This is a genomic window from Pseudomonas sp. NPDC087612 (genome assembly GCF_044743505.1).
Lineage (GTDB): Bacteria > Pseudomonadota > Gammaproteobacteria > Pseudomonadales > Pseudomonadaceae > Aquipseudomonas.
This window is the reverse complement of sequence record NZ_JBIUWO010000008.1, coordinates 248,580-272,107: the sequence shown is the minus strand read 5'-3', so window position 1 is coordinate 272,107 and position 23,528 is coordinate 248,580. Positions and strand designations below refer to the sequence as shown.

The 23,528-nt window shown below is 61.9% G+C and carries 24 protein-coding genes and 1 tRNA gene; 9 read left to right on the top strand and 16 right to left on the bottom strand.

Annotated features, from left to right (window positions below; genetic code table 11):
- Nucleotides 1-24: 24 nt before the first annotated feature.
- Nucleotides 25-1,488 carry a serralysin family metalloprotease gene (locus tag ACIOVF_RS18565; RefSeq protein WP_093380511.1) on the bottom strand — a complete coding sequence of 488 codons (1,464 nt, stop codon included), beginning with the start codon at nucleotides 1,486-1,488 and terminating at the stop codon, nucleotides 25-27.
- Nucleotides 1,489-1,947: 459 nt separating this feature from the next.
- Between ACIOVF_RS18565 and ACIOVF_RS18560 the strand changes: the two genes are divergently transcribed.
- Nucleotides 1,948-2,328, top strand: coding sequence for a hypothetical protein (locus tag ACIOVF_RS18560; protein WP_045195746.1), 381 nt, complete (start codon nucleotides 1,948-1,950; stop codon nucleotides 2,326-2,328).
- A gap of 227 nt (nucleotides 2,329-2,555) precedes the next feature.
- On the top strand, nucleotides 2,556-4,685 hold the full coding sequence (locus tag ACIOVF_RS18555; protein WP_401291360.1) for a TonB-dependent siderophore receptor: 2,130 nt from the start codon (nucleotides 2,556-2,558) through the stop codon (nucleotides 4,683-4,685).
- Nucleotides 4,686-4,859: 174 nt separating this feature from the next.
- Here the strand turns inward: ACIOVF_RS18555 and ACIOVF_RS18550 are convergent, their stop codons facing one another.
- Entirely contained in the window at nucleotides 4,860-5,375 is a 516-nt protein-coding gene (locus tag ACIOVF_RS18550) for a hypothetical protein (protein ID WP_143013269.1), read from the bottom strand.
- Nucleotides 5,376-5,446: 71 nt separating this feature from the next.
- Nucleotides 5,447-5,536, bottom strand: a tRNA-Ser gene (locus ACIOVF_RS18545).
- Nucleotides 5,537-5,826: 290 nt separating this feature from the next.
- Here ACIOVF_RS18545 and ACIOVF_RS18540 point away from each other — a divergent pair.
- From ACIOVF_RS18540 to ACIOVF_RS18530, 3 genes are all read left to right on the top strand, one after another.
- Nucleotides 5,827-6,516 carry a crotonase/enoyl-CoA hydratase family protein gene (locus ACIOVF_RS18540; protein ID WP_045195264.1) on the top strand — a complete coding sequence of 230 codons (690 nt, stop codon included), beginning with the start codon at nucleotides 5,827-5,829 and terminating at the stop codon, nucleotides 6,514-6,516.
- Between the two features lie 122 nt (nucleotides 6,517-6,638).
- Nucleotides 6,639-7,361 (top strand): 1-acyl-sn-glycerol-3-phosphate acyltransferase, encoded by a 723-nt coding sequence (locus ACIOVF_RS18535; RefSeq protein ID WP_045195267.1) that lies wholly within the window; start codon nucleotides 6,639-6,641, stop codon nucleotides 7,359-7,361.
- 65 nt (nucleotides 7,362-7,426) lie between these two features.
- A complete protein-coding gene (locus ACIOVF_RS18530; RefSeq protein ID WP_010226338.1) occupies nucleotides 7,427-8,398 on the top strand; it encodes a magnesium and cobalt transport protein CorA in 972 nt (323 codons plus the stop codon).
- A gap of 9 nt (nucleotides 8,399-8,407) precedes the next feature.
- Here the strand turns inward: ACIOVF_RS18530 and ACIOVF_RS18525 are convergent, their stop codons facing one another.
- Nucleotides 8,408-9,136 carry an amidotransferase gene (locus ACIOVF_RS18525; protein WP_401291355.1) on the bottom strand — a complete coding sequence of 243 codons (729 nt, stop codon included), beginning with the start codon at nucleotides 9,134-9,136 and terminating at the stop codon, nucleotides 8,408-8,410.
- 548 nt (nucleotides 9,137-9,684) lie between these two features.
- Between ACIOVF_RS18525 and ACIOVF_RS18520 the strand changes: the two genes are divergently transcribed.
- The gene (locus tag ACIOVF_RS18520) at nucleotides 9,685-10,485 is read left to right on the top strand and encodes a cytochrome c (protein WP_045195274.1); all 801 of its coding nucleotides are present in this window, start codon (nucleotides 9,685-9,687) and stop codon (nucleotides 10,483-10,485) included.
- 3 nt (nucleotides 10,486-10,488) lie between these two features.
- Here the strand turns inward: ACIOVF_RS18520 and ACIOVF_RS18515 are convergent, their stop codons facing one another.
- From ACIOVF_RS18515 to ACIOVF_RS18485, 7 genes are all read right to left on the bottom strand, one after another.
- Nucleotides 10,489-11,286 carry a transglutaminase family protein gene (locus tag ACIOVF_RS18515; RefSeq protein ID WP_045195277.1) on the bottom strand — a complete coding sequence of 266 codons (798 nt, stop codon included), beginning with the start codon at nucleotides 11,284-11,286 and terminating at the stop codon, nucleotides 10,489-10,491.
- The gene (locus tag ACIOVF_RS18510) at nucleotides 11,283-12,233 is read right to left on the bottom strand and encodes an alpha-E domain-containing protein (RefSeq protein ID WP_045195278.1); all 951 of its coding nucleotides are present in this window, start codon (nucleotides 12,231-12,233) and stop codon (nucleotides 11,283-11,285) included. The genes ACIOVF_RS18515 and ACIOVF_RS18510 overlap by 4 nt, the downstream gene beginning before the upstream one ends.
- Nucleotides 12,234-12,236: 3 nt before the next feature.
- A complete protein-coding gene (locus tag ACIOVF_RS18505; protein WP_045195280.1) occupies nucleotides 12,237-13,646 on the bottom strand; it encodes a circularly permuted type 2 ATP-grasp protein in 1,410 nt (469 codons plus the stop codon).
- Nucleotides 13,647-13,823: 177 nt separating this feature from the next.
- On the bottom strand, nucleotides 13,824-14,156 hold the full coding sequence (locus ACIOVF_RS18500; RefSeq protein WP_010226349.1) for a ribonuclease E inhibitor RraB: 333 nt from the start codon (nucleotides 14,154-14,156) through the stop codon (nucleotides 13,824-13,826).
- 190 nt (nucleotides 14,157-14,346) lie between these two features.
- Entirely contained in the window at nucleotides 14,347-14,583 is a 237-nt protein-coding gene (locus ACIOVF_RS18495; RefSeq protein WP_045195283.1) for a hypothetical protein, read from the bottom strand.
- Nucleotides 14,584-14,657: 74 nt separating this feature from the next.
- On the bottom strand, nucleotides 14,658-15,992 hold the full coding sequence (locus ACIOVF_RS18490; protein WP_401291349.1) for a hypothetical protein: 1,335 nt from the start codon (nucleotides 15,990-15,992) through the stop codon (nucleotides 14,658-14,660).
- 128 nt (nucleotides 15,993-16,120) lie between these two features.
- Entirely contained in the window at nucleotides 16,121-18,205 is a 2,085-nt protein-coding gene (locus tag ACIOVF_RS18485; RefSeq protein ID WP_045195285.1) for an LTA synthase family protein, read from the bottom strand.
- Between the two features lie 184 nt (nucleotides 18,206-18,389).
- Between ACIOVF_RS18485 and ACIOVF_RS18480 the strand changes: the two genes are divergently transcribed.
- Entirely contained in the window at nucleotides 18,390-18,863 is a 474-nt protein-coding gene (locus ACIOVF_RS18480; protein ID WP_045195287.1) for a methylated-DNA--[protein]-cysteine S-methyltransferase, read from the top strand.
- 13 nt (nucleotides 18,864-18,876) lie between these two features.
- On the opposite strand, the gene ACIOVF_RS18475 is transcribed toward ACIOVF_RS18480, so the two are convergent.
- Complete coding sequence (locus ACIOVF_RS18475) at nucleotides 18,877-19,068, bottom strand: PLDc N-terminal domain-containing protein (RefSeq protein WP_045195289.1); 192 nt, start codon at nucleotides 19,066-19,068, stop codon at nucleotides 18,877-18,879.
- 128 nt (nucleotides 19,069-19,196) lie between these two features.
- On the opposite strand from ACIOVF_RS18475, the gene ACIOVF_RS18470 reads away from it, so the two are divergent.
- A complete protein-coding gene (locus tag ACIOVF_RS18470; protein ID WP_045195291.1) occupies nucleotides 19,197-20,138 on the top strand; it encodes a ZIP family metal transporter in 942 nt (313 codons plus the stop codon).
- On the opposite strand, the gene ACIOVF_RS18465 is transcribed toward ACIOVF_RS18470, so the two are convergent.
- Together ACIOVF_RS18465 and ACIOVF_RS18460 are read right to left on the bottom strand one after the other, a co-directional pair.
- Nucleotides 20,135-20,665 carry a hypothetical protein gene (locus tag ACIOVF_RS18465; protein WP_045195293.1) on the bottom strand — a complete coding sequence of 177 codons (531 nt, stop codon included), beginning with the start codon at nucleotides 20,663-20,665 and terminating at the stop codon, nucleotides 20,135-20,137. The two genes, ACIOVF_RS18470 and ACIOVF_RS18465, sit on opposite strands and share 4 nt — an antisense overlap.
- Nucleotides 20,666-20,725: 60 nt before the next feature.
- Entirely contained in the window at nucleotides 20,726-21,250 is a 525-nt protein-coding gene (locus tag ACIOVF_RS18460; protein WP_045195295.1) for an ankyrin repeat domain-containing protein, read from the bottom strand.
- A gap of 274 nt (nucleotides 21,251-21,524) precedes the next feature.
- Between ACIOVF_RS18460 and ACIOVF_RS18455 the strand changes: the two genes are divergently transcribed.
- Nucleotides 21,525-21,797, top strand: coding sequence for a DUF3509 domain-containing protein (locus ACIOVF_RS18455; protein ID WP_045195296.1), 273 nt, complete (start codon nucleotides 21,525-21,527; stop codon nucleotides 21,795-21,797).
- Nucleotides 21,798-21,857: 60 nt separating this feature from the next.
- On the opposite strand, the gene ACIOVF_RS18450 is transcribed toward ACIOVF_RS18455, so the two are convergent.
- Both ACIOVF_RS18450 and ACIOVF_RS18445 read right to left on the bottom strand, forming a co-directional pair.
- Nucleotides 21,858-22,376 (bottom strand): acireductone dioxygenase, encoded by a 519-nt coding sequence (locus ACIOVF_RS18450; protein WP_258594499.1) that lies wholly within the window; start codon nucleotides 22,374-22,376, stop codon nucleotides 21,858-21,860.
- The gene (locus ACIOVF_RS18445; protein WP_401291342.1) at nucleotides 22,363-23,526 is read right to left on the bottom strand and encodes an MFS transporter; all 1,164 of its coding nucleotides are present in this window, start codon (nucleotides 23,524-23,526) and stop codon (nucleotides 22,363-22,365) included. The genes ACIOVF_RS18450 and ACIOVF_RS18445 overlap by 14 nt, the downstream gene beginning before the upstream one ends.
- Between the last annotated feature and the right edge of the window lie 2 nt (nucleotides 23,527-23,528).

The following is a 23,528-nucleotide window of genomic DNA, read 5'->3' as shown; positions in this document are numbered from 1 at the left end:
GTGCGCCGCCCTTTCAGGTTGCTATCAGACCACGATATCCGTGGCGACCGCCTGACCTACAGTGGTCACCAGGAAATCAGACAGGCTGTTGCCGGTGAAGTCGATCGACAGGCTACCGAGGTTGCTTGCCTGATCGAAGCTCAGCACCGCTTCGCCGGCATGGCCGGTGAAGGCATCAACGAACTGCAGCGGCAGCTTGTTGACAGCAAAGGCCGACATTGCCGACAGATCGATCTTGTCCTGACCGCTGACGAAATCCATGATCCGGTCTGGATTGCTCGGGGTCGAATCGCTGCTGGCAGCGAAGATGAAGGTGTCGGAACCGGCACCACCCCAGAGTTTGTCGGCACCGCCGCCGCCGTAGATGATGTCGTTGCCGGCACCACCCTTGAGCTCGTTGGCCACGGCGTTGCCGATCAGCAGGTCGTTGCCCGAGCCGCCGATGGCGTTCTCGACAATGGCACCCTTGGCAATGGAAATATTGCCGATCATGCCGCCGACGTCGGAGAACGACGCGTCATTGAGGTTGATCTTCTGGTTCTGGGTAAAACCGGAGAAGTCCAGGGTGTCGTTGCCGCCACCGTCCCACACCGAGAAGACGATTTTCGACGAGGCCGAGGTGGCCGAGTAGAAGTCGCGGTCAGCGGTGGAGTTGAAGCCGTACACGGTGTCGCCGGAGCGGGTCGCGTAGTTGGCGCCATAGAGCTTCTGGATGGCGGCAATGTCATCCATCAGCGGTGCCGAGGAGTACACCTGCACACCGCCCTTGGTGAAGTTCTGGCTGGTGTTGCTCTCGCCCCAGTAACTCATGACGCTGTAGCCACGGGTGTCCTGGCCGTAGCTAGCATCGGCATAGGTCGGGTAGCCTTCGCCGGCGTTGTAGTCGCCGGGGTGGGACAGGCCCAGGACGTGGCCGATTTCGTGGGTCAGGGTCTGACGGCCGTAGTTGCCGTTTTCCGGGTTGACGTTGGCCTGGTACTGATTGTTGATCAGGTACCAGGATTCGCCCTTGTGCGAACCCGGGCCATCGAACGGCAGGTAGGCGAATGCCGCGCCGCCGGTGCTGCCATCGCTGTAGTTGCCGAAGGTCATGTGACCGTCGCCGCCCGAGGCGCCTTCCTTGAAGGTGACCTTGGCCACGTCCGCCCACGACTGCATGGACAGTTTGGCCTGGGCTTTCTGCTGCGCGGAAAAGGCGCTGAACGAGCCCAGCCCCTGACCGTAGAAGTCAGAAGGTGCCTTGGTCAGGAAGGTATAGGTCAGGCTGATGGTGCCGTCCTTGTTCAGGTCTTTCCAGGCAGCGCCGTCGCGCAGCAACTGGGTAGCGGCCTGGTCGACCGAGAACGAAGGTTTGCCATTGACTGTCGCACTGCCGCCGCGATCATATTGATGGCCGAAACTATTGATCAGACTGTAAGCGGAACTTGCACCGTGCGGTTGCAATACAGAGCCAGCTGAAACAATAGCGCTTTCTTTGACTTTCGACATACAGACACTTCCTTGTTTACAAAAAAGCAGTTGTTGTCCGATAGGACGCTCCTGCGGCGAGATCGTCCTATCACTCGCCTGAATGAGGCGGGGAAAAACTGACACAGGTGGAATTGAACTGTCCAGCTTTTTTTGACGTCAATTTTCAATAAGACTAATTGTTTATTGTCCTACACGCGCAAACCCTTGATTTAGCCAATGCGTATACATTTGCGCAAACGACGATATATCGAGACTGACAAAAACCCCGGCCCTAGACGAAAACTGACCCGACAGTTTTAGTTGCATAATCGAAGTTTAATTATAAGAATGCGACATACCGTTATAACCCGGTGATTCTGAGCCTTTACTTTTTTGTGACAACTAGCGGGTGACCCTCCGTCGGCTGGCCATTGACTTGTGACGGGCCCGGGCGCTGAGTAGGGATTGGTCAACAGCCCTTTCAACCTGGATGCCACTATGACAAGACTCACGGTTCAATCCGGCGATTTCTTGCAAGGTGAAGGCGAGTACCGCAATGGATCGCTCACACTCAAGACCGCCCGCAGCCCCTCACCTGGCGAGAAAATCGCCCTGACCCGCATTACCGACCTGATCGTCGCCAATCAGGAATCCAGCCGCAGCCTGAGCAGTGCGCTGGGCTGGGGCGTTGCCGGCGCCCTGGTGGCCGGCCCGGTCGGCCTGATCGCCGGCCTTTGGCTAGGCGGCAAGGAAGAAGAAGTGACCTTCCTGGCGACCTTCAAGGATGGTCGCAAGCTGATGGCAATCACCGACAAGAAGACCTGGTCGAAAATCGACGGCAATTGGCGACGCCACAGCCAGGCGGCAGCGAACGGCTGAATCCGCACAGCCCTCGTACGTTCATGGTCATGACAATCGATTGAAAACAGGGGCGCCGCCAACCGGTCGCCCCTGCTAAGATTGCGCCCCCGCCTGCCCGGCGCAATACCCGGCAGGCTTTCGCCACCCGGGCTCGCGCCCCTCATCGCCTATCGGGCAAATACGCCCTGCCGGACAGCAGCCGATCGATAACGGCGCGTTCGCGTTCGTTTTCAAGGAGCTCCTGCATGACCCTGCCTCGCCCTCGCCTGCCCTTGCGCCTGCTCGGCCTGAGCCTGGCCCTGCCGGCTACACACAGCCTGGCCGAGGACAGCATCACCCTGGCCCCGCTGCAGGTGTCGCAGGTCTATAGCGAGGGGTACCAGGCCCGCGAAGCCGCGGTCGGCGGTTTCCAGCCGGCGCCACTGCTCGATACCCCGGCCTCGATTGCAGTGTTCAACGAGCAACTGCTGGCCGACCGCCAGGTGCGCAAGCTCAGTGAAGTGCTGCAAAGCGATGCCTCGGTGGGTGAAAGCTATGCGCCGATCGGATACTACGAAAACTTCAACGTGCGCGGCTTCGAGCTCAACGCCGCCAGCAGCTACAAGATCAACGGCCAGACCATCGCCGGCGAGCAGAACGTGGCGCTGGAGAACAAGCAACAGGTCGAGTTGCTCAAGGGCCTGTCGGGCTTGCAAAGCGGCGTGTCGGAACCCGGTGGCCTGATCAACTACGTGACCAAGCGCCCGGAGGATGTGCGCTCGGTGACGGTTTCAAGCAACGAACAAGGCGAACGCTACCTGGCCACCGACCTCGGCGGCTGGTTCGGCAGCGAGCGTCAGTTCGGCCTGCGCGCCAACCTGGCGCATGAGGACATCCGCAGCTACGTCGACCACGCCGACGGCAAGCGCGACTTCGCCTCGCTGGCCTTCGACTGGCAGATCAACCCCGACGCCGTGCTGCAGCTGGATGCCGAATACCAGCAGCGCGAGCAGCGTTCGGTGCCGGGCTACCAGTTGCTCGGCGGCAACAGCCTGCCCCACGGCATCGACCCGCATGACCGCCTGGCCTATCAGCACTGGGCCAACCCGGTGAGCATCGACTCGCTGAACTTTGGCGGGCGCTTCGAATATCGCTTCAGTGACAACTGGACCGGCAGCGTCAGCGCCTCGCGCAGCAAGGTGGTGATCGATGACTACAGTTCGTTTGCCTGGGGGTCGAGTGAAGGCGCCTACTTCAGCGAGGCAGGCGACTATGACATTTATGACTACCGCAGCCCCGACGACACCCGACGCACCGATGAGGCTCAAGTGGCGCTCAATGGCCGCTTCGACAGCCTGGGCGTTGGCCACGAGCTGACCATCGGTAGCAGCGCTCAGCGTCGAACCCTCGATCAGCGCCCCTATTTCAACGAGTGGATCGGCAGCGGCAACATCTATCAACAAACGCCGGCGCTGGAGCCGTCTGAAAAAAAACCTGGCCACAGCACCCGCAGACTCGACAGCCGCCAATACGGAATATTCGCCAGCGACCGCATCAGTTTCAATGAGCACTGGCAGACCGTGCTGGGCGCACGCCTGGTGCGCCTGGATGAAAAAACCTTCGGCGAAGATGGCAACTCAGGCCGCCACACCCGCGACTATCAACTGTTGCCCAATGCCGCGCTGATCTACAAGCCGCGCCCGGACATAGCCCTGTACACCAGCTATAGCAAGGGCCTGTCTTCCGGCGGTACTGCGCCGTGGTTCGCTAGTAACGGTGCCGAGATTCTTGCGCCGACCCTGTCCCATCAACTGGAAGTCGGCATCAAGCGCGACTGGCAACGCCTGAGCCTGAGCGCCGCGCTGTTCCAGCTGCGCCAGGCCTATCAGTATTCACAACCTGACGGTGCCGGTGGTTTCACCTATCTGCAGCAAGGCCAGCAAAAAAACATCGGCCTGGAGCTGGGCGCCAGCGGCTGGCTGACCTCCAACCTGCAGATCAACGCCAGTGCTGCGGCAATTCGCGCGCGGGTCAAAAACAGCGGCACAGCTGACTACGAAGACCATCAGGCGCTCAACGTACCGAACTTGCGCGCTGCGGTGCAGGCCGACTACAGCCTGCCGATCCCGGGCCTGGCCCTGCTCGGCGGTGCGCGCTACAGCGCCAGCAAGTACGCCAATCAGGCTGGAACGGTTGAGGTTGGCAGCTATGCGGTGTTTGACCTGGGCAGCCGTTACAGCACCAGGATTGGTGGTTACGACACGGTGCTGCGGCTGATGGTGGATAACGTCTTCGACAAACGCTACTGGCGCGATGCCGGGGAGTACCTGGGGGATGGTTATCTGTTTCAGGGGGCGCCGCGCACCGCACGGGTTTCGGCGTCTGTGAGCTTCTGAGGGGCTCATCGCGGGTCAAGCCAGCTCCCACTATGAATCTGCGTGCGCCGCCGGACCTGTGGGAGCTGCACTTGCCAGCGATCGAGCGCGAAGCGGTCGTAATCCAGGCAGCGCCTGATGTGCTGACTGCACTGGCCTCATCGCTGGCAAGCCAGCTCCCACCAAGCACCACTATCAGAACGGCTCGCTACCCTCGCGGATTTCTACTTCCAGCACTTTGCCCAACGCCACCAGCTGCGTCGCCACGTCCCTGGTGGTAATGAAACCGCTGTAGCAGTCACCGTCGGTAGACCAGTTCCACAGCACCAGGCCCTGCTTGTGCAGCTCGTCGTGGGCGGTGACCATCAGTTCGGGCACCGTGGTGCCTTCGAGGAAGTCTTCATCTTCCGCGTCCTCAACGCCGAACGTAACGTCGGCATCCCGTGCCTCGGCCAGCTGCTGCACGCTCTGCACAAAAGACTCGGTGTCTTTCCAGTCGACAAAGAACACCGACTCCCAGTCCGCCACGTCCTTGACGATGTACATCAGTTGCTGCGGATCGTCCTCGAATTCCTCGATGTCGTCTTCATCCAGCTCGACCTCGCGCAGGGCCTGGACATGCTGGCTGGCCATTGCCGCCGACGGGCTGACCAAGGTCAGCAATTGTTCGGCGGCGAGGATCTGCGCCTTGGTGAAACATTCTTTGAGCATCTGAAACATCCTTTTTCATGGGCAAAACAAAAAGCCCCCGGCCTTGTTCAGGTCGGGGGCTCTTCTAGATATGGCGGTGAAGAAGGGATTCGAACCCTTGATACAGTTTCCTGTATACACACTTTCCAGGCGTGCTCCTTCAGCCACTCGGACACTTCACCGTTTCTCGTCAAGCAGTTCAGCCTGTCGAGGCGCGCTAATGTAGTCGAAAGAGGTTCTGATGGCAAAGGTTTTTTTCAGAATATTCATGCGCTTAAGCCATTCAAGCAAAAAACCACGGTACACAGGGCAAAGCCGCCATTCTCTGGCGTGCTTTGACAGCGCCGATTCACCTACTCCCGTCAGCACGAGCGAACGGGCCGTCAAGCTGACCGGTCAGTCAGTCACAGCGCTTTACCTCGGGCACTTGCCTGAGTAACGTCTGCCCCACTCCCCTTTAAGGAACTCTGTCATGAGTGAGCTGATTACCTACCACCTCGAAGACGGCATTGCCACCCTGACCCTGAACAACGGCAAGGTCAACGCCATCTCGCCTGACGTCATCAAGGCCTTCAATGCCGCCCTCGACCAGGCCGTGCAGGACCGCGCGGTGGTAATCATCACCGGCCAGCCCGGCATTCTGTCCGGTGGCTATGACCTCAAAGTCATGACCGCAGGCCCTAAAGAAGCCGTCAGCCTGGTCACCGCAGGCTCAACCCTGGCCCGGCGCATGCTTTCGCACCCGTTCCCGATCATCGTCGCCTGCCCGGGCCACGCGGTGGCCAAGGGCGCTTTCCTGCTGCTCTCGGCCGACTACCGCATCGGTGTCGAAGGCCCGTTCAGCATTGGCCTTAATGAAGTGCAGATCGGCATGACCATGCACCACGCCGGTATTGAACTGGCCCGCGATCGCCTGCGCCGTGCAGCATTCCACCGCTCGGTGATCAATGCCGAGATGTTCGACCCGGTCAGCGCCGTGGACGCCGGTTTCCTCGACAAGGTCGTGCCGGTCGAGCAACTTCAGGAAGCTGCGCTGACTGCCGCCCGGCAGTTGAAGAAGATCAACATGAACGCCCACAAGCACACCAAGCTCAAGGTGCGCAAAGCTCTGCTGGAGCTGCTCGACGACGCGATCATCCGCGACCAGGAACACCTCGGCTGACCCCCTACCAAGGCCTGATTGCAACTAATTGTGTAATCAGGCCTGTCCCGCCCAATGAGCGTTTGCCGATAGAAGTGCACACCCGTACACTGCGCCGCGTTTGCCTGGTGTGAGTCGTACGAATGCTTTTTATAATCCGCATGTTCCTGTTGGGACTGCATTTTCTCCTGGCCGGTGTTCTTGGTGTGCTGGTCGGCCTGTGCCGACCGTTCAACCCGGACAACAGCCGAATTTGTGCACGCCTTTACGGCCTGCCCGCCACCTGGCTGATGCGCCTTGAGATCAAGGCCGAGGTCGGCCCGCTGTTCGACCAGCCGCCGGGCTGCGTGATCATCGCCAACCACCAGTCCAACTACGACTTGTTCGTGCTCGGCCATGTGGTGCCGCCGCGCACCGTGTGCATCGGCAAGAAGAGCCTGAAATGGATCCCGCTGTTCGGCCAGTTGTTCTGGCTGGGCGGCAACGTCCTGGTCGATCGCGGCAATGCCTACCAGGCGCGCCGGGCCATGCAGACCACCACCCGTACCCTGAGCGAAGACGACACCTCGATCTGGGTGTTCCCCGAAGGCACGCGCAATGCCGGCGAGCATCTGATCACCTTCAAAAAGGGTGCCTTCCACATGGCCGTGGAAGCCGGTGTGCCGATCGTGCCGGTGTGCGTCAGCCGCTATGCCAGCCGCCTGAAGCTCAACGGCTGGCGGCGCAGCAAGGTCATCATCCGTTCGCTGGCGCCGATCGCCACCAGCGGCCTGACCCAGCAGGATGTGCCGGCCCTGGCCGAACAGTGCCGCCTGCAGATGCAACACTGCATCGATCGCATGGAAAGTGAACTGACCCAGGCGTGAACGGTTGCCGAATCGTGCCGGTCATACCAAGCTACTGGCACGGTTAACAGAAGAAGCGGACAACCATGGGTCGAGTCGTTGCGGCGGCGGTGTACAGCGCCGGCAGAAAAGTCACCAATATCAGCCTCGATGAAGGCAGCCAGTGGGCAAGCAAACCCGGGCATTTTGTCTGGATCGGCCTGGAAGAGCCCGACGCCCAGGAACTGGCCAACCTGCAACGCCAGTTCAACCTGCATGAGCTGGCCATCGAGGACGCGCTGGAAAAGCACAGCCGGCCCAAGCTCGAGACCTTCGGCGATGCGCTGTTCATCGTCACTTATTCGCCAGTGCGCCATGAAGGCAAGCTGGAGTTCATCGAAACCCACATCTTTGCCGGCAACGGCTACATCATCACCGCCCGCAACGGCCACTCGAAATCCTACGCCCTGGTGCGCCAGCGCTGCGAGGCCCGGCCGCTGCTGCTCGAGCACGGCGAAGACTTCGTGCTCTACGCCCTGCTCGACTTCGTCACCGAGAACTACCAGCCGGTCAGCGAAGCCATTCATGGCGAGATCGAGGAGCTTGAGCGCAGCGTGCTCAGCGGCTCGCTCAAGGAAGAAGACATCCAGCGCATCCACAGCCTGCGCCGCGACATCCTGCGCCTGCGCCGCTATGTGGCGCCGATGGTCGAGGTCAGCGAAGAACTGCAGCGTCTGACCTTCCCGTTCATCGACAAGAACATGCGCCCGTACTTTCGTGACGTGCAGATCCACGTCACCCGGCAGATGGAGGACCTGGCAGGGATTCGCGACATCGCCAGCCAGACCATCGAGATCGGCATGCTGCTGGAGTCGTCACGCCAGAGCATCGTGCAGCGCAAGTTCGCCGCCTGGGCGGCGATCCTGGCCTTCCCCACCGCCGTGGCGGGGATCTACGGGATGAACTTTCAGAACATGCCGGAGCTAAGCTGGCACTACGGCTATTTTGCCGTACTGGGCGGGATCGCCGTGGGCTGCACGGCGCTGTACGCGAGCTTCAAGCGCTCCGGCTGGCTGTAACAACAGGCCTCAGGCCGAACTGCCCTGGGGCTTGTGCGCGACGAAGCGCATCATCCATTCGGCCACCGTGCTGCCCTGGTGCTCATGCGCCAGGCTATCGATGCCCTTGCGGTAGACTTCCTGGCCGAGGCTGTCCTGGCGCAGCTCGAGCAGCGCCCGCGAGTAGTCGTGGATGAATTCGGGGTGGCCCTGGAAGCACAGCACCTGGTCGCCGATGTGGTAGGCGGCGTTGGGGCAGAAATCGCTTGAGGCGATCACCGTGGCGTTTTCCGGCAGGCGGGTGACCTGGTCCTGATGGCTGATCAGCAAGGTCAGCTCTTCAACCTGCGGGCTCATCCACGGTGCCTTGGCGTTCATCACATAGCGGTGGGTACCCCCCCCCCAGCCCTGGTGCGCGCGCTCGCTCTTGCCGCCCAGCAGCAGCGCCAGCAGTTGATGACCAAAACACACGCCAAGCAGTTTGTCGCCACGCTGATAGCGCTCCAGCAGGAACGCCTTGAGCTTGTGAATCCACGGATCATCACCGAACGAGTCGGCCTTGCTGCCTGTAACCAGGTAGGCATCGAACACTTGGTCATCATCGGGGTATTCGTCGTTCAACACGTTGTAGACGCGAAACTCGGCGGCGATTGGCTGGCGGGTAAACAGCTGCTCGAACATCCGTCCGTAGCCCTGATACTGCTCGACCAGCTCCGGTCGCAGGACGTCGGTTTCCAGGATGCAGATGCGTAGCGACATAGAGATAGTCCTGAACGACAAAGGCGGGATTGCCCCGTAAAGCCTGCCCCGAATAAGGCGCGCAGGCAAGTATGATGCTCGGACGAACGGTCATAAGGTTGGGATCCACTTGCCGATGTGACGCAGGCGTCTAGCAAGGGGAATGCTGGTGGATGGCCAAAGGCCTCATAGCGAAAAACATCTGAAGCGCAATAAGTACAGATTAAAGCGTTCTAAAACACGGGTGACGTTGACCCTAAGGTTAGCTGTATACCCATTAGCAACGGTTCGCGACTTAATGTTTCACCACGTTAAATGATGTTCGCCAGATCGACGACAAGGAAGCCTCTGGGCACTCAGGAATAACAACAAAAAGGCGGTCAGCCATGTTCAAACAACACAAAGTACGTCAAGCCGGGCTCATTCTCTTCGCCACTACGCTGCTGTTGATCCTGCCGAACCTTTCACGCCTGTTCGGCTGAGCGGCATGCCCTCTTCCCGCGGTTTGTGCCTGGCACAAGCCGGTTGTGTGCAGGTAATCTGCCGACCCTGATGGTTGGAGACTGCCCATGCGCCACTGTTTCAGCTTGTTGCTCGCCCTGCTGTGCCTGCCCCTGCAGGCGGCGCAGTTGACCCTCGACCTGGGCAACGGCAGCCGCCACTGGCAGAGCGCCGAGTTGCTGGCGCATCCGCTGGCGCAGGATATCCAGATTGACAACGACGTTTCCTACAAGCGAACCATGCATTACCGCGCGGTACCACTGGCTGTGCTCCTACAGGGAGTGCAGGCCGATGATCACCTGCAAGCCATTGCCCTGGACGGTTTCGCCGCCGAGATGCCCGCCGCGCCTTTGCTCAAGGACGGCCCTGCGCGGGCCTGGCTGGCCATTGAAGACCCGGCCAGACCCTGGCCGGCACTGGCCAAGGGCAAGCCCGGTGCCGGGCCGTTTTACCTGGTCTGGACCGACCCGCAAGCCGGGCGCATCAGCCCTGAGCAATGGCCTTTCCAGGTCGCCAGCATTCGCCGCCTGGCGGCAGTGGCCGAACGCTTCCCGGCCATGCGCCCGGCGCCAGGCATTAGCGCCGACAACCCGGTCAACCAGGGCTTTGCCGTGTTCCAGAAGAACTGCCTGGCCTGCCATCGCCTCAACGGCGCCGGGGACGCCCAGTTCGGTCCGGACCTGAACCTGCCGCACAACCCGACCGAGTACTTCCAGGCCGATTTCCTCCGGCGTTACATCCGTGACCCGCAAAGCCTGCGCCAGTGGCCCCAGGCAAAAATGCCCGGGTTTGCCGCAGCGGTCATCAGCGATAGCGAGCTGGATGCGCTGCTGGCGTACCTGGCCCACATGGCCACGCGCAAACCCTGAGGCTCACTGCTGCTGGGCGTTGAGGGTCGGGGTCACCAGCACCTTGGCGTGCATCTGCTCGAAACCACCACCGCGGCGCATGCCGCGCACCGGGCAGGCATCCAGGTAGTCCAGGCCCACCGCCAGTTTCAGGTGGCGTTCAGGCCGGGCCAGTTGGTTGGTGACATCGAAGCTGTACCAGGCATCCTCCAGCCAGGCTTCGGCCCAGGCGTGGCTGGCCATCTGCTGGCTGTCGCTGTCGAACAGGTAACCGGACACATAGCGCGCCGGGATGCCCAGGCTGCGCGCGCAGGCCAGGAAGGCATGGGTGTGGTCCTGACACACCCCGGCGCCGCCGGCAAACGCCTGGGCGGCGCTGGTATCCACGGCGGTGCTGCCGGGCCTGTAGGCCATACGCTGGTTCAGGGCATTCATCAGTTCGATCAACGTCGAGCGGTCACGGCGCTTGCGGCATTGCTGGCTGGCGAAGGCACGCAAGGCTTCGTCAGCTTCGGTCAGGCGGGTGAAGCGCAGGAACGGCAGCGGCGATTGCAGCTCGTGCTCGGCCTCGCGGCTTTCATCAATGTCGACCAGGCCACGGGCGCCGATGACCAGGTCCGAATGTGGCTCTTCCAGGCTCAGCACATGCAGGATGTTGCCGAACGGGTCCAGTTGCGCGCGCACCGGCCGCGGCAGGTCCAGTTGCCAACTGAGCACCTGTTGACGCTCGCTGTCGTGCGGAGTCAGACGCAGGTACTGGATGCTGGCACGCACCTGGTCTTCGTAGTGGTAGGCAGTTTCGTGGCTAATGGTCAGTCTCATACGGCCTCCAGGTAGGCGCTGTGAATGGCGTTGCCCAGTTCACGCACCAGCGGGATGTAATGGGTCAGCCAGGGGTGCAGCCCTTCGGCAAGGATTTCATCGATCGAGGTGTAGCGCAGGCGCGCGTCCACCTCGGCGGCCAGGCGCTGGGCCGGGCGGCCGTTGCCGCCGGGCAGGCTGGCGAGGATCAGGTCGATTTCCTCGGTGCAGGCACGCAGCGAGCGCGGCACGTCGGCGCGCAACAGCAGCAACTCGGCAACATGGCGAGCGGCCGGTGCATCACGGTAGATTTCGGTGTAAGCCTCGAATGACGACAGCGCGCGCAGCAAGGCGCTCCATTGGTAGTAACCGCGCGCCGAGCTGTCGCTGACCGCCTCGGCCTCGTCGCCAAGCATCTCGTAGCGGGCATCGAGCAAGCGCAGGGTGTTGTCGGCGCGCTCGATGAAGGTGCCCAGGCGAATGAAGCGAAAGGCGTCGTTGCGCATGATGGTGCCGTAAGTGGCGCCACGGAACAGGTGCGAGCGTTCCTTGATCCACTCACAGAAACGGCTCATGCCATAGCGGCCCAGGCCTTGCTCGGCGATGCCACGAATTTCCAGCCAGGTGGCGTTGATGTTTTCCCACATGTCGGCGGTGATCCGCCCACGTACCGCATGGGCACTGGCCCGCGCGGCACCCAGGCAGCTGTAAATGCTCGCCGGGTTTTCCGGGTCGAGGGCGAAGAAGTGCAGCAGGCGTTCGGCATGCAGCTGGCCATGGCGCTCGAGGTAGTCGTCGAGGGTACCGGTGATCAGCAGCGGCATGGCCATTTCATCCAGGCCGTCGCCGCGCCCGTCTTGCGGCATCAGCGACAGCGAATAACTGACATCGAGCATCCGCGCGAGGTTTTCCGCCCGCTCCAGGTAACGCGACATCCAGTACAAATCAGAGGCAGTTCTACTCAGCATGACTTAATCCTCGACCACCCAGGTGTCCTTGGTGCCGCCCCCCTGGGACGAGTTGACCACCAGCGAGCCCTCGCGCAGCGCGACCCGGGTCAGGCCGCCTGGCACCACCCGGGTCTCGCGCCCGGACAACACGAACGGGCGCAGGTCGATATGCCGCGGGGCGATACCGTTTTCGACAAAGGTCGGGCAGGTCGACAGCGACAGCGTCGGCTGGGCGATATAGGCCGAGGGCCGGGCCTTGATCCGGGCGGCGAACGCCTCAATCTCGGCACGGCTGGCCGCCGGCCCGACCAGCATGCCGTAGCCGCCGGAACCCTGGGTTTCCTTGACCACCAGCTCCGGCAGGTGCGCCAGCACATGGGACAGTTCTTCAGGCTTGCGGCACTGCCAGGTCGGCACGTTCTTGAGGATCGGCTCCTCGTCGAGGTAGAAGCGGATCATGTCGGTGACATAGGGGTAAATCGACTTGTCGTCGGCCACCCCGGTGCCAATGGCATTGGCCAGCACCACGTTGCCGCAGCGATAAGCCGCCAGCAGCCCGGGCACACCGAGCATCGAATCGGGGTTGAAGGCCAGCGGGTCGAGGAAGGCATCGTCCAGGCGCCGGTAGATCACATCCACCGCCTTGGGGCCGTCGGTGGTGCGCATGAATACCCGCTCGTCACGCACGAACAGGTCGGCGCCCTCGACCAGCTCGACGCCCATCTCGCGGGCGAGGAAGGCATGCTCGAAGAAGGCGCTGTTGAAACGCCCGGGCGTCAACACCACCACGCTGGGATTGTCCAGCGGGCTTGAGCTCTTGAGGGTATCGAGCAACAGGTTGGGGTAATGATCGATCGGCGCGATGCGTTGGGCAGCGAACAGCTCGGGGAACAGGCGCATCATCATCTTGCGGTCTTCAAGCATGTAGCTGACGCCGCTGGGGGTGCGCAGGTTGTCTTCGAGCACGTAGTAACTGCCATCACTGTCGCGCACCAGGTCGACCCCGGAAATGTGCGAATAGATGTCGCGGTGCAGGTCCAGGCCCTGCATCGCCAGTTGGTACTGCTCGTTGGCCAGCACCTGCTCGGCCGGAATGATCCCGGCGCGAATGATGCGCTGGTCGTGATACAGGTCGGCTAGAAACAGGTTCAGCGCCTTGACCCGCTGAATGCAGCCCCGTTCGACCACCCGCCATTCACTGGCCGGGATGCTGCGCGGGATGGTATCGAAGGGAATCAGGCGCTCGGTGCCCTGCTCGTCGCCATAGAGGGTGAAGGTGATGCCGGCGCGGTGGAACAGCAGGTCGGCTTCACGTCGACGCTGGGCCAGCAGCTCTGGCGGGGTTTCGGCCAGCCAGCGGGCGAATTCCCGGTAGTGCGGACGGACCTGGCCGTCAGCGGCGTACATTTCGTCATAAAAGGTGCGGATCATGCCGAACTCCTTGTCACCCGTGCAGCGGAGCCATCGCAAGCCCCGTGCCAGCGGCACAATTCCTTGTTATTCAGTATGTTGCGTTTTAAACGAAGAACGGTCGCACCAGATCTGTGCAACCGCTGCGCTCGCTTTGACGGCGGCGCCTCATTGCGAAGCGCCGCGCTTGCTTGCCGGTCAAGCCAGTTGACGTTCCTGCTTGACGCCCCAGCCTTCTATTTCTCCGCCCAGCGGGGCGATCACCGCTTCGAAATCCTGTTCGAATTCGCCGATACCGCCATAGGTTGCAAACATCACCTTGCTCAGCTCCAGGTGCCAGGCGCCATCATCGCGCTCGTGGACCTGGGCACTGAGTGATTCGCCGCGAAACTTACCTGCCGCTCGCCGCGCCCGTGCCTCGTCCGGAAAGACCGCATAAAACTCGATGGGATGAATCTGCGCGAAGTTGAACCCCCCTTCTTTCATCCGACGCAAGACCGTGCTGCTGATGTCCTCGTATTGGCTGCTCATGAATCGTCCTCCTCATTACCGATGGATAGACTTTCAGTGCAAAACGCACCTGCCCGCCACACAAGCCGTGCGGGGGCAATTCGAGCTGTTGCGTGACGTGGATCGGCAAGCCCGGACAATCAGAAAAAATCGCCCGACCTTGTCTGCAGCGTAGCGCCTGATTGCCCAGCGTGCCAGCCGGCATGCGGGTTCAAGGCCCTTCAGTGATGGCAGTGATCTCCACCCCGTTCTGCTCCTTCAGCCATTTGGCCGTTGGCGAGGTTTCGCGGTCCTGGAAATCATTGAGGTCCAGCTCGCCCAGGACCGGAAACAGATGGGAGCGAATCAGCCGCGCCGCCTCTTCGATACTCGGTTCCAGCTCTGCGCTGAGCGGCAGCGAGGTACGCTCGCCCTTCTGGTCAACGAAGGTAATGACCCATGCTTTCATTGGACTCTCCTCTGTACAGATGTTCAGGGTGAATCAGGCTTACCTTCCGTTGACCTCGATACAGCGGTGGTTGTTCAGTCTTCTTGCGGCTCGAAGCGATGAGCGCCTGGCAGCGCGCGTATGCTTTGCAGCGTGCGTAGAAAATCGTCCCTGGAAGGCTCGAACTGCAGCGGCGGCTCAGAGTGTTCATCGGTCACTCCCAGCACCACAGTGGGCTGGTAGCCGGAGCCCAAGGCGCCGGCGACCATCCTGAACGTTTCTGTGGCCGCCGGCTTCAAACTGTCAGGCTCATAGACGCGAAAGCGTGCACCGCCGAACCTGCCCTTGGCGGCGCCGATCCGCACGCTTGAGGGCCCGAACTTATCGACGCTGATCTGCAGCGGAAACGGGTTGGCAATCAGTCGATCCAGCAGCATCGGGACCATCTCGACGGCCTTGTCACTGTCACTGCTCATGCTCAGGCGGTGCAACAGGTTCGGGTTGTCTGCGGGGTTGAGGCCCAAGGTGATGGCATGGCGCGGCGTGCCATCATCGGCAATGAAGCCGAAGGGCACACAGAAGCCGTTGTCCTGGGGAATTTCGTATTGCTTGCGGATGCGGAACGCGGCCAGCACAGCGCGCGCCCTGGGCTCCAGCCGGGCCAGCGCCGCGGTGTCTGTCGCGGTATTGGCGCCACTGTAGAACTTGAATCGGTAGATGCGTTGATCGCGCCACAGGTAGGCAGTCAGATTGCCTTCATACCAGTTTGCAGAGGCGTCCGGCACACCCAGCTCGATAAAGCGCTCATGCTCGTACTCTACATCGGTCGGCCATTGCGCCTGCTCCTCGAAGAAGGCATCGCGCTCGACCTGCAGCTTCGCCACCGACCGCCCCTCGCCAGTAAATTGCTTGATCATGTCGTCAAGCACCACCAGTTGCGAAGTCACATAGCCTATGCGCTGGAGCTTTTCACGCAAGTCGTAGTACTGATCACTCAGGGCCCTGTAGCGCGTTTCGTCGTCACGGCTCGCAGAGATGGCGGCATCCAGCGCCTCCATCTGCGCCTTCACCACCCGCTCCTGCGCCGGGCCACGGGTGAGGCCCTGCACATAACGGATCTGTTCGTAGAGTGCACGGGTGGTCAACGGGCTGACCTCAATGTCGACCAGAAAGGGCAGCTCGCCGGTCAACCCTTCGCCGTAGGCAATCTGCTTGTCCCCAGGGGTGATCGTGGGGTCGGGGAGCTCAAAATTGTAGTACTGCCAGTAGCCACTGGAAGTGTGCCAGGCAATGTCCTTGGGCACATCGAACTGCACCCGGCCCATGCATTCGGTACGCCAGCCGGGGGGCGTCTGGTAATCCGCCGGTGCAACATCGGCCAGCGCCAACAGTGAATGGCACAGGCCGGCAAACAATACGAACACGCGCACGCAAAAATCCTTTTTTGATGGGCGCCGTTGCAGCCCCCGCTTCCTCAAGCGCGCGATTTGAGCATCCATGGCCCAGAAAGCCAAGACCCCGGCAAGCCGGGGTCCTGTTTACAGCACCCGCAACGTCGTTATTCCGGGGTGCCGTGCACTACACCCGCGGTGTTATCCAGCAGGCTCTTGGTCGCGGTCTGGATGAACGACTCAAGCTTGTGGGTCAGCTCGGTCTGGTCCGGGGCTTCGATCAGCTCGGCTTTGAAGTTGGCGCCCAGCTCGTAGCGGTACATGCGCGGCGACATGTCCTTGGACTCGATCAGGATCCGGTCGCCCTTGACCAGCCCGACGATCTGCTCGCTGCCCGATGGCTTGATCATGCCGAAGCCCTGGTCACCGGCTGGCAGGTTGAGCAGGTCACGGCCCCAGCACTGGTGACGGGTTTCGCCGCCCAGGCGGCCCATGATGGTCGGCACGATGTCGATCTGGGTACCCACGGTGTGGTTGACCGCACCGAACTTCTCCTGGATACCCGGGGCGATCAGCAGCAGCGGCACGTTGAAGCGCCCGAGGTCGAGCTCGGTGACCTGCTGGTGGTTGCCGAAGCCATGGTCGCCGACAATGACGAACAGGGTTTCCTTGAAGTAAGGCTCCTTGCGCGCTTTCTCGAAGAACTGGCCCAGGGCCCAGTCGGAGTAGCGCATGGCAGTCAGGTGCTCGTCCAAGCGGCCCTGGCCGGTAACCTTCTCGACCGGCAGATCCTTGGGCAGCGCATACGGCGTGTGGTTGGACAGGGTCTGCAGCAGCGCGTAGATCGGCTTCTTGCCATCGTGCTTGGCCAGCTCTTCGTTACCACGGTCGAACATGTCCTGGTCGGACACACCCCAGGTCGGGTCGGAGAACACCGGATTGACGAAGTCGTTACGGCCAATGAAGGTGGTCATGCCCTGGTTGCCGAAGAAACCGGACTGGTTGTCCCAGGCAAAGTCACCGTTGTAGACGTAGACGTCATCGTAGTCACGAGCACTGAGCAGCGCCGGCAGGCCGGACAGCTTGTGGCCACCTTCCGGGGTTTGCATCAGGTATTCGAAGCCCGGCAGGTTCGGGTAGCAGGCCATGGTGGCGAACATGCCCTGGTGGGTATGGGTGCCGTTGGAGAAGAAGCGGTCGAACAGCAGGCCCTCTTTCGCCAGTTTGTCGAAGTACGGGGTGATGTTGTTCGGGCTGCCCAGGGCGCCAACCGAATGACCGGCGAAGCTCTCCATGAGGATCACCACGACGTTCTTGATTGGCAGGGTGTTGTCCGCCGGCGGGGTGAAGTCACGGCGCACGGCGGCGCTGTCGGCATCGACCAGCTTGTCGTTGGCGGTCAGCAGCATGTCGCGCACGGTCTGGGTCGCCAGACCTTGCTCGATGGTCGACTTCCAGATGTTGGCGCGGTCTTCGCCGAAACGGCTCTTGGCCGCGTCGATCAGGGTCAGGGTGCCGTTCAGGCCCAGCTGGTTGACGAAGTTCGAGTCGGTGGTGAAGGCATCACCCCAACGCATCGGCGGGCCCTGGCGCAGGGTACCGCGAGCGGCGATGACCGCTACCAGCAAGACCATGAAGAACACCACGCCGCGCACGTACCAGGGCGCAACGCTGCGCGTGCCGGCTACCTGGCTTTCATACCCGCCAGCAGGCCGGGTCAGGCGGTCGATGCCCTTGAACAACAGGCTCAGCAGCCAGGTGCCAAAAGCCCAGGCCAGCAGGTAGCGCACCACCGGGAAACCGTACCAGAGCATGCTCAGCACGGTTTTCGGGTCTTCCTTGACGTACTGGAACACCAGGCCGTTGAGGCGCTGATGGAACTCGCGATAGAAGTCCATCTCCATCAGGCCGAGGAACATGACAATGCTCGAGGCGATGGTCAGCCAGGCCCGGAACAGGCCGCGGGCAGCCATGGCGCGGGCACTGAGGATCGCCAGCAGCAGCGGGATGCTCAGGTACACCACAACCCGCAAGTCGAACCGCAGGCCATTGAGGAAACCCTCGGCTACGGTCGAGGTCGGCGTGTCGCCGATCATGTCGCTGTTGTAGACCAGCAACGCGAGGCGGACCAGGCTGAGCATCAGCATGATCACCAGCCCGCACAGCAGGGTGTAGGCCAGATGCGATTTCAGCGTCGGTTGCAACGGGCGCGACGCAGCCCGCTGTTGACTCAAGGCGTCCGTGTTAGCCATGAATTGGAAGATCCTAGGGTTCAGGTTCGAGGAAGGCGGTAAAACGAATCGGCAAATGTGCCCTAAACGCGAGCGCGTTGCACGGTCATTCGGCGAACGGATAATTGCGCGCGCAAATTGTCGGCAATCGTTTGTGAAAATTTCGTAATAGAATCAGGGTTATCCGCAGGGAGATCATTACCCCATGTTTTTTCGCTACCTACCAAGCCCGCTAGGCCCGCTGCTGCTGGCAGGCGATGAACAGGGCCTGCGCCTGCTGCACATGGACGCCGCCCAGCCCTGGGAACTGGCCGCGGACTGGCTGCCGGCCAGCAACCAGCTGGACGACGTGGCGCGCCAACTGGACGAGTATTTCGCGCGCAAGCGCGAGACCTTCGAGGTGCGTGTGGCGCCCCGCGGCACACCGTTCCAGTGCGAGGTTTGGCAGGCCCTGCAGCGCATTCCCTACGGCACCACCTGCAGCTACGGCGAACTTGCCCAGGCCATCGGCAACCCCAGGTCGGTACGGGCAGTGGGCACCGCCAATGGCGCCAACCCGATTGCCATCATCATCCCCTGTCACCGGGTGATCGGCAGCAATGGCACCCTCACCGGCTTTGCCGGCGGGATCGAGCGCAAGCAGATCCTGTTGGAACTGGAGGGGACCTGGCTGATCTGAAGATTATCTCGGGCTACAGCCGCACATTGCCCCGCGGCCCGGCTATCGCCCAGATAATCAGGCCCAGCACCGGCAGCAGCAGAATCAGCAGGATCCAGAGAATCTTGGCGCCCCCGCTGGCACCGCTTTTGATCACATTGATGATCGCCCAGATGTCCAGGGCGAGGATGATCAGCCCAACCAGGCTATTGAAGGTAGAACCCATGGTATTGCTCCCTTGGTCGCGTCTGCCCTCAGGATAGCTGGCTATCAGGCCCATAGAGGCGAATCGTTCGCCGCGCCCAGGCAGCGCTGGTTACACTCGAGTGATTGAATTGCGCCAGAGAGGTTCCTATGCCACCCGCCCACAGTCACAGCAGCCCCGCTCCCGTCCCCTTGTGGAACGCCTGGATGCAACAGGCACAAAGCAGCCCGTGGCTCAGCGCAGGTTTGGGCCTGAGCTTGCTGGCGGTGCTCGGCCTGCTGATCGCCAGCGCGTGGAATGCTGTGCATGGCGACCACCAGCAAAACCTGCACATGGCCATGCTCGGCGGCCTCGCCGGATTTGCCGCCACCGCCCTTGGCGCAGTCATGGCAGTGGTGCTGCGCGAGGTCAGCGCGCGCACCCAGGACGTGATGCTCGGCTTTGCCGCCGGGATGATGCTCGCCGCCAGTTCGTTCTCGCTGATTCTGCCGGGCCTCGACGCCGCGCGGGAGATCACCGGCAACGGCCCGTACGCGGCACTGACGGTGGTGGTCGGCATGGGCCTGGGGGTCTTGCTGATGCTCGGCCTTGACCGCTTCACCCCGCATGAGCACGAAAGTACCGGCCCCTGCGGCCCACAGGCGGAGCGGATCAACCGGGTGTGGCTGTTCGTCCTGGCCATCACCCTGCACAACCTGCCCGAGGGCATGGCCATCGGCGTCAGCTTTGCCAACGGTGACCTGAATGTCGGCCTGCCACTGACCAGCGCCATCGCCATCCAGGACATTCCCGAAGGTTTGGCCGTGGCGCTGGCACTGCGCGCCACCGGTCTCTCGACCTTCAAGGCGGCGCTGGTGGCCATCGGTTCTGGTTTGATGGAGCCCATTGGCGCAGTGATCGGCCTGGGTATTTCCACCGGCTTTGCCATTGCCTACCCGGTGAGCATGGGCCTGGCAGCCGGGGCGATGATTTTCGTGGTGTCCCACGAAGTGATTCCGGAAACCCACCGCAACGGCCACCAGACCTCGGCAACCCTGGGCCTGATGGGCGGTTTTGCGGTGATGATGTTCCTCGATACCGCCCTAGGTTAAACGTGCACGGCCACCCGCAGCGCTTCCAGGGCCGGCGCTGCGGCGATGCCGACTTCGGCACACAGCTCCAGCACCCGCGGCAGGTCGTCGTTGCCGACCAGCACCATCTGCAGCTCGTCATCGAGCAACTGGCTGAAGTTCATCAGCACATAGCCGCCGGCTTCCTTGTTCATCGCCCCCATCTGCACCTGGATGCGGTTAAGCGCGGTCAGCGCCTCGACTTTGGCCAGTTGCTTGGGCTTGAGGTTGAACGGCACGCTCTTGTCGAAAGAGTCGGTGATCTGCTGGAACAGGTCCTGATAGCTATCAGCCTGGAACAACACGGTGTCGGGCAGGCTGCCGACGACAATCCACTCACCCAGCGGGATCGGGAAACTGTCGTCGTAGTTGATGTCCGGGTTGGCGGCGAGAAACGCCTGCGGGTCGGCATAGGCCTGGGCGGCTTCGTCGGCGATACGCGCGACTTCGTCCTCGCCCATGCAGCCAGCGCTGATTTTGCCGATGAGTTCGGCCAGTTGGAGTTTCATGAAGGGGCCCTGCGACGCTGAAAAAAGTCGCCAAGGATAGCCGCAAAAGGCCCCGTGGGGTTAGCCGAGCAGCTTGAGCAACTGCTCGGTGGTCTCGGGCGCGCCCATGGTTTGCGCCGCGCCCAGGGCATCGGTGCCACGGGCGTCGCGATGGCGCGGGTTGGCGCCCTGGGCCAGCAGGTAGTCGACAATCACCGTGCGGTTGAACATCGCCGCCATCATCAGCGCGGTGCGTCCATCGGCGGACGCGCCATCGACCTCGGCGCCCTTGTCCACCAGCAACTGGACCATCTCCAGGTTACCCTTGAAGGCCGCGCCGGCAATCGGCAACTGGCCCTTGTCATTGGCGATCTGCGGGTCGGCGCCGTGCTCGAGCAGTACCGCCACGGCATCCAGGTGCCCGTGGTAGCTGGCAAGCATCAGCAAGGTGTCGCCATTGCCATTGCGCAGGTTCACTGGCAAGCCGTTTTCCAGCAAGCGCCCGAGTATCACCGCGTCGCCCTTGCGCGCCCGGTCGAAGACCTCTTCGGCAAACGCTGCCGCCTCGTCGTCGTTCATCGGCGTTGGCCTGCGTTGGTCAGACATGGGGAACCTCCTGGCTATCGGAAAGGCCCAAGTCTTGATCAGGGAGCGCGGCGGGTCAACGGTGGATAAGTCATGGCCATGACAGAAGAAATCTATTGGCCAAGGCGATACTGCAAAATGCACTGTGCAAAATGCACGACCATGCAGAATGCACGGCACACCTTTCCCAACCAAATCCTAAGCCATTGATTTATAAAGATTTTCTAAAATCAAAAAGCTGGCACAGTCGCTGCACCTGTCACTCCATGTCTGCCACTAACAGTCAGGAGCTGATATGGACCTCATCCAGGAAAAATTCGCCTCGGTATTCTCCGCCTACGATGTCACCACCCAGGCGCGCCCCGATGGCGGAATTCTGCTGACCCTGCGGGCAGCCGACGGTACCCAGACCAAGCGCTCGATTTCTTATGCCCAGCTGCATAGCGCCGAACAACTGTCGTGGGCGATCAGTGCGATTCGCCGCGACCTGGCTGAACAGGCCAGTGAGCTGCCGGTGATTTCGATGCTGCAAAGCCAGCAGCGGTTTGCCTTGCCGACTTATCGGTAACTTCGCGGGGGCAAGCCCGCTCCTACCTGTAGGAGCGGGCTTGCCCCGTGATGGCGTTTATCAGTCGTCAAGCCGCGGGAACATCTTGGCAATCGAATCGCCAGTAAACCGTACAAGCCCACCTTCCGGCCGGTTGAACACCCGGATCGCCACGAACCGCGGCTCCTCGCCCATGTCGAACCAGTGCCGAACCCCTGCCGGCACGCCGATCAAATCGCCCTTCTCGCACAACACCGCATAGATGTAGTCCTCGATCCGCAGGCTGACCAGCCCGCGCCCGGCGGCAAAAAAGTGCAGTCGCTCTTCAGCACAGGTGTGCTCATCGCGCAGGCTGGTATCCGCTTCGCGGCTTACCTCGACACGGGCGTAACCGGTCTCGGCTTTTAGCGCATCGATACTGGCTTGATAAGCGCCGATCAGTTGCTGGTCGCTGGCGCCCGCCTGAATCGGCGCGCCAGCCTGCCAACGGGCAAAACGCACGCCCTGCTCTTGCAGGGTCGCGGCGATGTCCTCCAGGTGAGTCAGTACCTTGTTTGGGGTGTCCGGGGTGGACTGGTGATACACGCTAAGGCTGCTCATCGGGGCAACTATCCTCTTTCATTCGAAGCGCAATGATAACGGCTGCAGCCAGGGCTGCGATGCTGGCAATACTAAAGGTGGTAGCCGGCCCCAGCAGGTTCCAGCTGTAACCCGAATACAGGGCGCCCAAGGCGCCGCCAGTGCCGGCCAGTGCGGCATATAACGCCTGCCCCTGACCTTGCTGGCGGGCCGCGAAGCTGCGTTGCACGAAGGCGATGGCGGCCGCGTGAAAACTGCCAAAGGTGGCCGCATGCAAGAGCTGGGCGAGCAACAGTATGCCCAAATGTTCGGCAAAATTACCGAGCAACGCCCAACGCACTGCCGCCAGGGCAAAGCTGGCCAGCAGCACCCGGCGCAGCGATACCCGCGCCAGAATCCAGCTCATGGCCAGGAACATCAGCACCTCGGCCACCACCCCCAGCGCCCAGAGCATGCCGATGGTGCCGCGGCTGTAGCCCAGGTGCTCAAGGTGCAGAGTCAGAAAGGTGTAGTACGGGCCGTGGCTCAGTTGCATCAGCGCCACGCACAGGTAAAACGCGGCAACCCCGGGGCTGGCCAGTTGCTTGAGAAAGCCGCCGCCGCTGGCTCGCTCATTCTGCCCCGGCGGCTGGGCATTGGGCACCCAGAGGCTGGCCAGGACGATACCGGCCATGATAATCACCAGCGCCAGCGGGTAGATGTCCAGGCTCAGCCAGTCGAACAAGCGGCCAAGCCCGACTACGGTGAGGATGAAGCCGATCGACCCCCACAGGCGGATCTGGCTGTAACGCGCGGTCTGCCCCTGCAGATGGGCCAGGGTGATGACTTCAAACTGCGGCAATACCGCATGCCAGAAGAACGCATGCAGGGCCATTACCAGCGCCAGCCAGGCGTAGCTCTTGGCGAAGAAGATCAGCGAAAAGGTCGCCAGGGTCGACAACGCCCCCAGGCGCACGATCAGCAGGCGCTGGCCACTGCGGTCACCCAGCCAGCCCCACAGGTTGGGGGCCACGCAACGCATCAGCATGGGAATGGCGACCAGCTCGCCGATGCGCGCGCTGGAAAAACCCAGATGATCGAAATACAACGCCAGAAACGGCGCGGTCGAACCAAGCAAGGCGAAGTAGAACAGGTAGAAGCTGGACAGCCGCCAGTAGGGAATCGCCGCCACGG